Annotated in this window: 9 protein-coding genes; 7 read left to right on the forward strand and 2 right to left on the reverse strand. The window is 59.5% G+C overall.

The window, feature by feature from the left end:
* Window positions 1-180: 180 nt before the first annotated feature.
* Entirely contained in the window at window positions 181-2,733 is a 2,553-nt protein-coding gene (locus BANAN_RS03345; RefSeq protein ID WP_004218154.1) for an ATP-dependent Clp protease ATP-binding subunit, read from the forward strand.
* 391 nt (window positions 2,734-3,124) lie between these two features.
* Here BANAN_RS03345 and aspS read toward each other — a convergent pair whose 3' ends face one another.
* Complete coding sequence (aspS, locus tag BANAN_RS03350) at window positions 3,125-4,927, reverse strand: aspartate--tRNA ligase (protein WP_014697533.1); 1,803 nt, start codon at window positions 4,925-4,927, stop codon at window positions 3,125-3,127.
* Between the two features lie 58 nt (window positions 4,928-4,985).
* Window positions 4,986-6,386, reverse strand: a complete 1,401-nt coding sequence (gene hisS / locus BANAN_RS03355) for a histidine--tRNA ligase (RefSeq protein WP_041776979.1) — start codon at window positions 6,384-6,386, stop codon at window positions 4,986-4,988.
* Between the two features lie 132 nt (window positions 6,387-6,518).
* Between hisS and BANAN_RS03360 the strand changes: the two genes are divergently transcribed.
* The 6 genes from BANAN_RS03360 (at window position 6,519) to BANAN_RS03385 (ending at window position 12,561) form a co-directional block, all read left to right on the forward strand.
* On the forward strand, window positions 6,519-7,937 hold the full coding sequence (locus tag BANAN_RS03360) for a DUF349 domain-containing protein (RefSeq protein WP_014697535.1): 1,419 nt from the start codon (window positions 6,519-6,521) through the stop codon (window positions 7,935-7,937).
* Window positions 7,938-8,114: 177 nt separating this feature from the next.
* Window positions 8,115-8,903 (forward strand): chlorogenic acid hydrolase, encoded by a 789-nt coding sequence (locus BANAN_RS03365; protein ID WP_014697536.1) that lies wholly within the window; start codon window positions 8,115-8,117, stop codon window positions 8,901-8,903.
* Window positions 8,904-9,071: 168 nt separating this feature from the next.
* Window positions 9,072-9,857, forward strand: coding sequence for an amino acid ABC transporter ATP-binding protein (locus tag BANAN_RS03370; RefSeq protein WP_004218146.1), 786 nt, complete (start codon window positions 9,072-9,074; stop codon window positions 9,855-9,857).
* Window positions 9,858-9,943: 86 nt separating this feature from the next.
* Complete coding sequence (locus BANAN_RS03375; protein WP_014697537.1) at window positions 9,944-10,783, forward strand: glutamate ABC transporter substrate-binding protein; 840 nt, start codon at window positions 9,944-9,946, stop codon at window positions 10,781-10,783.
* 5 nt (window positions 10,784-10,788) lie between these two features.
* Complete coding sequence (locus tag BANAN_RS03380) at window positions 10,789-11,466, forward strand: amino acid ABC transporter permease (protein WP_014697538.1); 678 nt, start codon at window positions 10,789-10,791, stop codon at window positions 11,464-11,466.
* Window positions 11,467-11,469: 3 nt separating this feature from the next.
* A complete protein-coding gene (locus BANAN_RS03385) occupies window positions 11,470-12,561 on the forward strand; it encodes an amino acid ABC transporter permease (RefSeq protein WP_014697539.1) in 1,092 nt (363 codons plus the stop codon).
* Window positions 12,562-12,654 lie beyond the last annotated feature (93 nt).

Genomic DNA, 12,654 nt, shown 5'->3' on the forward strand with positions numbered 1-12,654 from the left:
GGAATGCAATGGCGGGAATAACACAATAGACGAACCTGTTCAGCGTATACATACCATTCACCTGGCGTATGCGGCACGCGCCGTCTACGCCTATCCCGCAATTTCGCGGGAAACCGGAAATAAACGTTCCATGAATTCTGTAGAGTGGTTTGGAATTGTATTGATTATGGAAGGACAAGCATGTTCGAACGGTTTACCGACCGTGCGCGCCGGGTCATCGTGCTCGCGCAGGAAGAGGCTCGTGCCCTCCAGCACAACTACATCGGCACCGAGCATCTGTTGCTTGGGCTGATTCGTGAGGGAGATGGCGTGGCCGCCAAGGCTCTCGAGGCCAAAGGCGTGACGTTGGAAGACACCCGCAAGCAGGTCGAGGAGATGATCGGCAAGGGCACTGCGGCTCCAACAGGCCACATTCCCTTCACTCCGCACGCCAAGCAGGTGCTGGAGCTTTCGCTGCGTGAAGCGTTGCAGCTGGGGCATAGCTACATCGGAACCGAACATATTCTGTTGGGCCTCATCCGTGAGGGTGAGGGCGTGGGCACTCAGGTGCTCATCAAGATGGATGTCGATCTTTCCGACCTGCGCAGCACCACGATCGACATGATCCGCGGCAACTCCGGCAACGGTGAGGGTGACAAGGGCGACATGGCCAACGCGGGTTCCGTGCAGGACAAGCGCAGCCAGAGCGGTTCCGCCATACTGGATCAGTTCGGGCGCAACCTGACGGCCGAGGCGAAGGACGGCAAACTCGACCCGGTCATCGGCCGCAGCACGGAGATCGAACGCGTCATGGTGGTGCTTTCGCGCCGTACGAAGAACAATCCGGTGCTGATCGGCGAGCCGGGTGTGGGCAAGACGGCGGTGGTCGAGGGGCTTGCGCAGAAGATCGTTGCCGGTGACGTGCCGGAGACGCTCAAGGACAAGCAGGTGTATTCGCTCGATCTGGGTTCCATGGTCGCGGGATCGCGGTATCGCGGCGATTTTGAGGAGCGCTTGAAGAAAGTGCTCAAGGAGATCAAGACTCGCGGCGACATCGTGCTGTTCATCGATGAGATTCATACGATCGTAGGAGCAGGTTCTGCGGATGGTGCCCTCGGGGCCTCCGATATGCTCAAACCGATGCTGGCACGTGGCGAACTCCAGACCATTGGCGCCACGACCACCGACGAGTACCGCAAGTACATCGAGAAGGATGCTGCCCTGGAACGCCGCTTCCAGCCGATTCAGGTGTCGGAACCGTCAATCGCCGAGACGATTGAGATTCTCAAGGGCCTGCGTGCACGTTACGAGAATCACCACCATGTGACGATCACCGATGGTGCGCTGCAGTCCGCCGCTGAACTTTCAGCACGGTACATTCAGGACCGCAACCTTCCCGACAAGGCGATCGACCTGATTGACGAGGCGGGTGCGCGTCTGCGTATCAAGCGCCTGACCGCGCCCCCCGAGCTCAAGGAACTCGACAATCGCATCGCGCGCATTGCCAAGGAGAAGGACCAGACGATCAAGGACCAGCAGTTCGAGAAGGCTGCCGAGCTTCGCGACAAGCAGGAGAAGCTTGAGGCCGAGCGCAAGGAGAAGGAGAAGTCCTGGCGTGAGGGCGAATCCGACGTCCGTATGGTCGTCGATGAGGATGTGATCGCCGAGGTGATCTCGCAAAGCACGGGCATTCCGGTGTTCAAGCTCACCCAGGCGGAGTCCAAGAAGCTCATGTCGATGGAGAAGGAACTGCATAAGCGCATCATCGGTCAGGATGAGGCTGTTTCTGCGCTGTCTCGTTCCATCCGTCGTACGCGTGTGGGACTCAAGGACCCGAAGCGTCCGGCGGGATCGTTCATCTTCGCCGGCCCCACTGGCGTGGGCAAGACCGAGCTTGCCAAGGCCCTTGCCCAGTTCCTGTTCGACGATGAGGACGCACTCATTCGTGTCGATATGTCGGAGTTCTCAGAAAAGTACGCGGCTTCGCGCCTGTTCGGAGCCCCTCCGGGATACGTTGGCTATGAGGAGGGCGGCGAGCTCACCGAGAAGGTGCGCCGCAAGCCGTTCTCCGTCGTGCTGTTCGACGAGATTGAAAAGGCCCACCCCGACATCTTCAACACATTGCTGCAGGTGCTGGATGATGGCCACCTGACCGATGGTCAGGGCCGCAAGGTTGACTTCAAGAACACCATCATCATTCTGACGACCAATCTGGGCACGCGTGACATCGCGAAGACCGCCAACACGGGCTTCACGATGGGGGGCAACACCGAGTCGAGTTATCAGCGCATGAAGGACCAGGTGTCGAGCGAGCTCAAGCAGCAGTTCCGCCCCGAGTTCCTCAACCGTTTGGATGACATCATCGTGTTCCGCCAGCTCACTGAACCGCAGGTGCGTCAGATTGTCGATCTCGATGTCACGAAGATCAACGATCGTCTGTTCGAACGTCATATGGAACTCGACCTGACCGACAAGGCCAAGGATCTGCTCGCGGAAAAGGGCTTCGACCCGTTGCTTGGTGCCCGACCGCTGCGTCGTGTGATTCAGCGTGATATTGAAGACACCATTTCCGAGAAGATCCTCATGGGCGATCTGCACGACAACGAACGTGTGATCGTCGATGCCGAAGGTGATGGCATTCTCGGGGAGTTTACGTTCCGCGGCGAGCCTTTCGAGCTCCCGGCAGCAGGCGAAGGGGACGAGTCGAAGGATGTCGTGCCCGAACCTGCGGCTGCGGCGAGTGAGGCCGAATAACAGTCGAGACAACGAACGCCGAATTGGAGGCGGTGCAGACGGAATTCGTCTGCACCGCCTCTTCTTTTTCCCTCCATTGAAGACACCGTTGAATCGTGATTGGAAAACACCGTTAAAGACAAGAAAAAATACTGAATATGGGTAGTATGTGAAGAATATTTAAGAAATAGGGTATCGTATTTCGGAAAGCTGTATAGTCGGAAGCATAGGGGAGGGTGGCACATATAGAAAAGGGAAACAGGAATCAGGCCGGGTGTGCAAGGGGGGGGCATGCGACGGCAGATGTTGTGGCATGCATCTGTACGGAGAGGAAAACGCACCACAACGCATGGAAGGGGGATGCGCAGTTTGCGCATCCCCCTTCCATGCTCTGAGCGGTTGAGTGAGGAAGTCAGTCCTCATCCTCTTCCGGATCGTAATCCACACCGGTTTCCGCACGCTGTTCGTCGGAAATCGGGGCAGGTGCGCCTGTCAGCGGATCGCGACCGCCACCTGCCTTCGGGAAGGCGATGACATCGCGAATCGAATCCGCACCGGCGAGCAGCGCGACCGTGCGGTCCCAACCGAGGGCGATGCCTGCGTGCGGCGGCGCGCCGTACTTGAAGGCCTCCAGCAGGAAGCCGAACTTATCCTGAGCCTCCTGAGGCGTGATGCCAAGCACATTGAGCACGCGGTCCTGAATGTCGTCACGGTGGATACGCACCGAGCCGCCGCCCATTTCATTGCCGTTGCACACGATGTCGTAGGAATCGCTCATCGCATGCTCGGGATCCTCATCGAAGGTGTCGATCCAGTCCTTCGACGGCATTGTGAACGGGTGGTGCATCGACGTCCACTTGGAATGGCCGACTGCCACGTCATCGTCGTCCGGGTCGTCGGTGCGCTTGAACAGCGGGAAGTCGACCACCCAGCAGAATGCGAATTTCTTCGGGTCGAGCAGACCGGCGCGGTTGGCGAGTTCGACGCGTACGGCACCGAGCAGCAACTGGGAGGATTCGCGGGCACCTGCCGCGAAGAACACGGCATCGCCATCCTCGGCACCCACAGCTTCCTTGAGCCCATTGCGTTCCTCGTCGGAGAGGTTCTTTGCGACAGGTCCCTTGAGCTCTCCATTCTCGCCGAACACGACGTACGCAAGACCCTTGGCGCCACGCTGCTTGGCCCAATCCTGCCAGGCGTCGAACTGGCGACGGGGGGTGGAGGCGCCGCCCTTGAAGAGCACCGCGCCCACGTATGGGGCCTGGAACACGCGGAACGGCGTGTTCTTGAAATAATCGGTGAGTTCGATGAGCTCGTTTCCGAAGCGCAGATCAGGCTTGTCGGAGCCATACTTGTCCATGGCCTCCTGCCACGGGATGCGGCGGATCGGCGTCTCGATGTCGTATCCATCGGCCTTCCAGATGGCCTTGATCACCTGTTCGGCCATGGCGATGACATCTTCCTGATCCACGAAGCTCATCTCCATGTCAAGCTGGGTGAACTCGGGCTGACGGTCTGCGCGGAAGTCCTCATCGCGATAGCAGCGCGCGAACTGGTAGTAACGTTCGACACCGGCCACCATGAGCAGCTGCTTGAGCAGCTGCGGGGACTGGGGGAGCGCATACCAGGAACCGGGAACCAGACGTGCCGGGACAACGAAGTCACGGGCGCCCTCGGGCGTCGACTTGATCATCGTCGGGGTCTCGACCTCGGTGAAGCCGAGCTTGTCGAGTTCGGTGCGAGCGGCGCGCATCATGTCGGAACGCAGCTTGATGTTGCGCTGCATGGCCGGACGTCGCAGATCGAGGTAGCGGTACTTGAGACGCACATCCTCGCCCGGCAGCTTGTTCTCGGATTCGTTTTCGAGTGCGGTGGACACCTGGAAAGGCAACGCGTCGGACTTTGCGAGCACGCGGATCTTCTCGGCCACGACCTCGACCTTACCTGTCGCCAGATGGTCGTTCTCGTTGCCCTCCGGACGCAGGCGAACCTTGCCGTCCACCTCGATCACGTATTCGCTGCGCAGCGGATGAGCCATCTCCTCGTCGTTGATGACCACCTGCACCAGACCGGTGTTGTCACGCAGATCGATGAATGCCACGCCGCCATGATCACGGCGGCGGTCCACCCAACCGGCAAGCGTGACGTGCTCGCCGACCAGACCTTCGGTCACGTCGGTGGCGTGATGTGTACGATAAGCCGTCTGCTGGCTCATGCTTCCTCTATTCTCCATTGCATTGTTCTTGGGTAAAACTGTTCTGAACGCCGATTTTTCAACGGTTGTCGGCATTGATGGAAACGGTTTGCTGGGCATACACAGTATCCGGTTGCCACGACTGTGCATCAGCTGGACGCTGATCTCCGGTGATGATGTTCTTCACCTCGTCACCGCCGTCGTTCTCGGGGTTCTCATTCGGGAACCAGACGTATGGGATTCCGAGTTTGTCGGCGTACTTGATCTGCTTGCCGAGTTTGGCCGCCGTGGGGGCCACATCGGCCGCGATGCCGCGGGAACGCAACGTATTGGCGATGGCATTCGAGTCCCCTCGGTTCTCCTCGTTCCATACGGCCACGAGCACACACGCCGGCGACATGCGGCTTGCCGTGGCGCCCGCCCTGTGCAGCATGTAGGAGACCAGGCGAGACAGGCCGATTGAGAGACCCACTCCAGGGTATTTGCGGTTGCCCTGCGTGGCCAGATTGTCGTAACGGCCACCTGAGCAGATCGATCCCAGATCGCTTGCACCTTCGAGGAACGTCTCGTATACGGAGCCCGTGTAGTAATCAAGACCGCGGGCGATCTTGAGATCGGCGATGACCGAGCCGGGGCGAATGCGGCAGGCCTCGTCGATGATCATTGAAAGGGTGTCCAGACCCTCCTTCGCCATGGCGTACTCGTCGCCGTCGAACGGGATGTGGTGGATTTCGCACAGTCCATTGAACTTCTCAATGAGCTCCTGGCCGTCTTTTGCGGTGACTTGTGCAAGCTCCAAGCAGGCATTAGCCTGTGCCTCGGTGGCACCGCAGGTCTCAACGAGCAGATCGGTCACCGCTTGGGGTCCGATCTTGTCGAGTTTGTCGATCTCACGCAGCACGCCTTCGATGTCGGTCAGACCAAGCCCGCGGTAGAAGCCCTCGGACAGCTCGCGGTTGTTCGCATGCACGGTGGCCTTCGGCAGGCCGAACTCACGCAGCCGTTCCAATGCGTTCACCATGACCAACGGAAGCTCCACCTCGTAGTGCGAGGGGAGCGTGCCGTCGCCGACCACGTCGATGTCGGCCTGCACGAACTCGCGGAAACGCCCCTCCTGAGGGCGTTCACCCCTCCACACCTTCTGGATCTGCCAGCGTTTGAACGGGAACGGCAACGCGCCGGAATGTTCCACCACGTACCTGCTCAGCGGAACCGTCAGATCGAAGTGCAGGCCGAGTCGCTGTTCGACAGGGGCGTCGGATTCGTGGCCGACCTCCTGAAGACGGGAGAGCAGGTAGATCTCCTTGCTCGTCTCGCCTTTCTTCAACAGACTCGACCCCTGTTCGACGGCACGTGTTTCGATGCCGATGAACCCGTTGAGCTCGAATACCTCACGAAGCGTGTCAATGACACGCTGCTCCACCACGCGTTCAGCGGGGAGCCATTCTGGGAAACCTGATATAGATGCACCTTTTGCCACGTTCCATATAATAAGTGAGGTCGGGGAAAAACGTCGGTGGCGGACTATCGTGAGTCTTGTCTATACTGGGCTAGTGTGTTCCGAGGAAGGGAATGTGCTTCCCTCCCCATCTCGCAAGCTAAGGAGCTGACCATGGCCGATTCCAACGTCACCGAATCCAAGATCACAGACAACGCAGTCGCGAACGACGAGGCGACGAAGCCGACCGCAGCCGCGCCGAGCCCGGCGGCCATGAAGGCGCATGCTCCCTCCCCGGCTGTTCTCGCCAAGAGCCCTGTGGCGCATCCGGCGCCATCGTCGTCGCATGACGATGTCGAGCTCAAGGAGGCGGAGAGCTTCGGCCGTGTGGATGACAACGGCACCGTATATGTGAAGGAAGGCGAGGGCGAGCGTGAGGTGGGGCAATTCCCTGACGCGTCGGCAGACGAGGCGTTGGCCCTGTACGCGCGACGTTACCTCGATCTCAAGGCCAAACTCGACGTGTTCGCAAACCGACTCAAGTCCAACTCGATTAAGCCCCGTGAAATCGACGAGACGCTCGCCGCGCTGACCGAGGAGGTTAAGCAGCCGGCTGTTGTGGGCAACATCCCCGCACTCCAATCCCAGTTGGAGGAGCTGCGCAAGAAGGCCGCCGCGAAAAAGGAGGCCATCGCGAAGGCTCGCAAGGAGGCCATGGCCAAGGCGATCGCCGAACGCACCTCCATTGTGGAAAAGGCCGAGGCCCTTGCCGCCGGACTGGGCGATAATACGAACTGGCGTTCCACCGCCGACAAGTTCCGTTCACTGTTCGAGCAGTGGCAGGAGCATCAGCGCACCACGATCCGCATCGATAAGTCTGAGGCGGATGCTCTGTGGAAGCGCTTCTCAGGTGCCCGCACCACCTTCAATCAGGCTCGTCGCAAGTGGGCCCAGGCCCGTGACGCCGAGCGGTCCCACGCCAAGGCGCAGAAGGAGGCGATCATCGCCGAAGCCAACGAAATCAAGGATTCCACAGCTTGGGGCGAGACCTCGCGCCAGTTCAACGAACTCATGGACCGTTGGAAGAAGGCAGGTCGCGCCGGTCGGAATGAGGATGATGCACTGTGGGCGCAGTTCCGCGCTGCTGCCGATACGTTCTTCAATGCGCGTCAGGCCGACCGTGAACAGATCAGCTCCAACGAGAAGGAGAATCTGGCGCAGAAGGAGGCGTTGTTGGTGAAGGCCGAGGCACTCGTGCCGGTGAAGACCGAGGAACAGGCCAAGCAGGCACGTGCCAAGCTCGCGCAGATTCAGGAGGAGTGGGATCAGATCGGCTATGTGCCGCGTGAGGACATGCGCCGCATCGAGGGGCGTCTGGATGCCGTGGACAACCAGATCAAGGCCGTCGAAGATGCTGCTTGGAAGAAGACCGACCCCGAGGCAGACGCCCGTAAGTCGAGCTTCGAAGGCCAACTCAAGGCGCAGCTCGCCGAGCTGGACGAGCAGATTGCCAAGGAGTCCGACGCCAAGAAGAAGGCCAAACTGGAAGCCGAGAAGGCGACCAAGGAGCAATGGCTCAACGCCATCATGTGATTACGTCGCAATCACGCCACCATACATGACGGAAGCGGCCGACCCTAGGCGGGTCGGCCGCTTCCGTCATGTATGGTGTGCCTGTTATAGCCAATAGCTTGAATCGAGAAGAACCGGGTTCTTCGCATTACGATGAGATGCAGAACACCAGTACGCGCATCCCATGCAGGAGGCAATATGACGACGAGCACACATACCGAGGAAATCACCGTGATGCGTGATGGGCTGAAGCTTCATGGACGCATCGACGCACCGCAGGGCGAACCGAAGGGGCCGGTGGTGATTCTGATGCACGGGTTCATGGCCGATCTGGGGTATGAACCCGGCAGCCTGCTTCAGCAGGTGAGCGACCAGCTCGTCGAAGCGGGATTCACGTCCGTGAGGTTCGATTTCAACGGTCGTGGCAACAGTGATGGTTCATTTGCGAATTCCGACGTCTACAATCAAGTGGAGGACGCCATCGCGGTACTCAATTTTGTACGCGACCGCTTCGAACCGGCGGAGATCTCGTTGCTCGGGCATTCACAGGGCGGTGTGATTGCAGGCATGACGGCAGGCATGTATGCCGATGTGGTCCATTCCCTGGCCCTGCTTGCGCCTGCGGCTTCGATCAAGGATGACGCATTGCGCGGACGTGTGCTGGGAGTCCCATTCGACCCCTATCACATTCCGCGGCGCATTACGCTCGCTGATGGCAAGCATGAGGTCACCGGCAAGTACTCTCGCATCGCCAAGACGATTCCGGTGTATGAGGCGGCTGCCATGTTCAAGGGACCCGCTCTGGCGATTCAGGGCGAGCAGGACAAGGTGATCGATCCCAACTGCGCGCGCAACTACGGCAACGCGATGGCGAACTGCACCGTGAGCCTGTACACGAACCTCGACCACAAGTTCAACGGCGATGACCGCATGCGCGCGATAGGCGAGGCAGTGGCATTCCTTCAGACGCATCACGAGGTGGCCTGACTCGTTGGCACTCATTGTGCCGAACTATGCAAAGGTTCTTCATATGTCTAGTTATTTCGGAATGCGAGACGTCAGTGGCATTGATTTTGCATGATATCGGCCCAATATTCCGTGATGAGCGAACGAAGGTAACATCTCGTTACACATAGGATTATAAACTATGCCGCTATGAGCGAAAACAACACTGTGGAACAATTGTCGCCGAGCGGCGAGAACGCCCATCATCTCGTGGAACTCGAGCATGTGGAGAAGTACTACGGTAATCTGCATGTGCTGCGCGACATCAATCTGAAAGTAGACAAGGGCGAGGTGCTCGTGATCGTCGGACCGTCTGGTTCCGGCAAATCGACGATGTGCCGCACCATCAACCGACTGGAGACCATCGATTCCGGTGTCATCCGCATAGACGGTCAGGCATTGCCCCAGGAGGGCAAGGGGCTGGCCCAGTTGCGCGCCGAAGTGGGCATGGTGTTCCAGTCGTTCAATCTGTTCGCGAACAAGACGATCCTCGAGAACGTCACACTTGCGCCGATCAAGGTGCGTCACATGGACCGCGATCAGGCCGAGAAGGAGGCCATGGACCTGCTTGCGCGAGTTGGCGTCGATTCGCAGGCCATGAAGATGCCGTCGCAGCTATCGGGTGGACAACAGCAGCGCGTGGCCATCGCGCGCTCGCTGGCCATGCATCCGAAGGTCATGCTGTTCGACGAGCCGACCTCGGCGCTCGATCCTGAAATGGTCAACGAAGTGCTCGACGTCATGGTCGAACTCGCCCAGGAAGGCATGACGATGCTGTGTGTCACGCACGAGATGGGCTTTGCGCGCAAGGCGGCCAATAAGATCGTGTTCATGGCCGACGGCCAGATTCTCGAACGTGGCACGCCCGACGAGTTCTTCGAGCACCCCCAGACGGAGCGTGCCCAGGAGTTCCTGTCGAAGATTCTCACGCACTGATGCAGTATGGGCCATGCACGTCCTATGGGTCCCGTTGAGGAGAGCGGAATCTGGTTCGTCATGCATGGCTCGGTGAAGGGAGAACGATGAAACATAGATACAAGAAGGGGTTGGCGCGCAAGGCAATCGCCATGGTGTGCGCCGCCAGTGCGCTGTTCGGGATGGCGGCCTGCGGTTCGTCGTCTGCGGACGGCGAGAAGAAAATCAGAATCGGCATCAAATACGACCAGCCCGGCTTGGGATTCAAGAAGAGCGGCACATTCGAGGGCTTTGACGTCGATGTGGCGCGATATGTAGCCAACCAGCTGGGGTATACCGATGCCGAGATCGAGTTCCTCGAGGCTCCGTCGAAACAACGCGAAGCCATGTTGCAAAACGGTGACGTCGACATGATCCTGGCGACCTATTCGATCACCGACGAGCGCAAGAAGGCGGTTTCGTTCGCGGGGCCGTACTTCGTGGCAGGGCAGGATCTGATGGTGCGTGCAGACGACCATTCGATCAATGGCCCGGAGGACCTCAATGGCAAGCGCCTGTGCTCCGTGACCGGCTCCACGTCAGCCAAGGTGGTGAAGGAGAAATTCGCCAAGGAGGTCCAGCTGATGGAGCAGCCCGGCTATGCCGAATGCGCCACGGCGCTCTTCTCCGGCATTGTCGACGCCGTGACCACCGATGACATCATTCTGGCCGGTCTGGCCTCGGCGTCTCGTGGCAAGCTGCGTGTGGTGGGCAAGCCCTTCACGCAGGAATACTACGGGGTGGGCATCAAGAAGGGTGACACCGCATTCGCCAAGCAGATCAATGCCGCCATTGAAGACATGATCAAGAGCGGTGAGTGGGAACGGGCCATCGAGAAGAACACCGAAGGCACCGATTACCAGCCGGATCCGAAATATAATCCACCGACACCGGACGAAGGGGAGTGAGCGGCATGGAAGGATTCATTTCCCTGTTCAGAAGCTATAACATTCCCGGTGCGTTCCTCGTCAACATCGAACTGACGCTATGGGCTGCGCTGTTCTCGACGGTTCTGGGCCTCATTCTCGTCATGATGCGCATCTCGCCGGTCTCGTCGCTGCGCAGGGTGTCGGCCGGCTATGTCGAGCTGTTCAAGAACATGCCATTGACGATCATCATGGTGTTCATGGTGCTGGGTGCGTTCGCGCAGCTCAAGCTGAGCTTCTCCGACAACTTCCAGACGAACTTCTTCTGGCTCGCCGCGACGGGCCTAAGTCTGTACACCGCCGCGTTCGTGGCGGAATCGTTGCGCTCGGGCATCAACACGGTGCCCAAGGGGCAGGCGGAGGCAGCTCGGGCCATGGGCCTCAACTTCATGCAGTCCGCCACACTGATCATCATGCCGCAGGCCATTCGAGGATCTGTTGCGCCGCTCGGCAACACGCTGATCGCATTGCTCAAGAACTCGACCGTCGCCGCAGCGGCGTCGGTGGCCACCGAGACTTCGTCGCTCATGAGCGAGATGATCGAATTCCGGCCCGATGTGATCATCCAGATCTTCCTCATCTTCGCGATGGGATACGTGATTCTGATTCTGCCGATCGGCATCCTCACCACGTACCTGTCCAACAAGCTCGCAGTCAGGAGGTGAACCGTGGGTAATTCAGACGAAAGCTCCCTGCTGTTCGACCAGCCGGGCCCCAAGGGCCTCAAGCGCATCCGCATCATCAACTGGGTGGCCACGATTCTGTTCGTGGTCGTGCTCGTGCTCATTGTGCTGCGTCTGCACAATCCACCGGACGGCGAGAACCAGCTCAGCTGGGAATTGTGGAAGCCGGCGTTGGATGGCGAGGCGTGGTCGGACTTCTATCTGCCGGGCCTGTGGGCCACACTGCGCGCCGCGTTCCTGGCGGTGATCGGTTCGGTCGTGTTCGGTCTGGTATTCGGCATCGGTCGTCTGCTGCCGAGCAGAATCGTGCAGGGGATCTGCGCGATCGTCATCGAGTTCTGCCGTGCCGTGCCGGTGTTGATCATGATGATCTTCTTCTGGCGTGCATTCGCCTTCCTGGATTTGCCGAGCCCCTCCTATTGGGCCGTCGTGATCTCGCTCGTGCTCTATAACGGTTCGGTCGTCGCCGAGCTCATCCGCTCGGGTGTCGGAAACCTGCCGGGCGGCCAGCATGAGGCCGCAGTGGCACTGGGTATGACCCGTACACAGTCGCTGATGAGCATCGAAGTGCCGCAGGCCATCTACGCGATGCTCCCCGCTGCCGTGACCCAGCTCGTCGTCGTGCTCAAAGACACGGCGCTCGGTTCGATCATCATGTACACCGATCTGCTACAGGAATCGCGGCGCTTGGGCTCGATGTACTTCAATATTCTGCAGACGCTCGTTGTGGCCGCTGTGATCTACTTCATCATCTGCTGGCTGCTGTCGAGACTGGCCGAATGGTTGCCGGTACGCATGCAGCAACACACGCTCGCACCCACCGAGCCCGAACCGGTGGCGCCGATCGCCATCATGGACCCGTCCAACGTCAACCAGATCGCGGTGGCGAAGGAGGGGCGCCCGCTCGGCGGCTCCCAGCGTCTCTATCATGTGCATCATCGTGGCACCAATGCGAGGATTCACGGATGGCGTCGCACGCGCTATGTGCAGGGCTATGATGAAACACAGCCGCAGAGCCAGCATGTTCCGGCCGAGCACCACATGCACCACCGTTCGAAGGGTGCAGGGGGTCGATGACCGGCCGTGCCATGTGAACCGTAACGCATACGGCATGCGATGTGGGGTGCGCACTTGCGCACCCCACATTCTTTTTTGACCAGTGCACGTGTC

Source organism: Bifidobacterium animalis subsp. animalis ATCC 25527 (genome assembly GCF_000260715.1).
GTDB classification, from domain to species: domain Bacteria; phylum Actinomycetota; class Actinomycetes; order Actinomycetales; family Bifidobacteriaceae; genus Bifidobacterium; species Bifidobacterium animalis.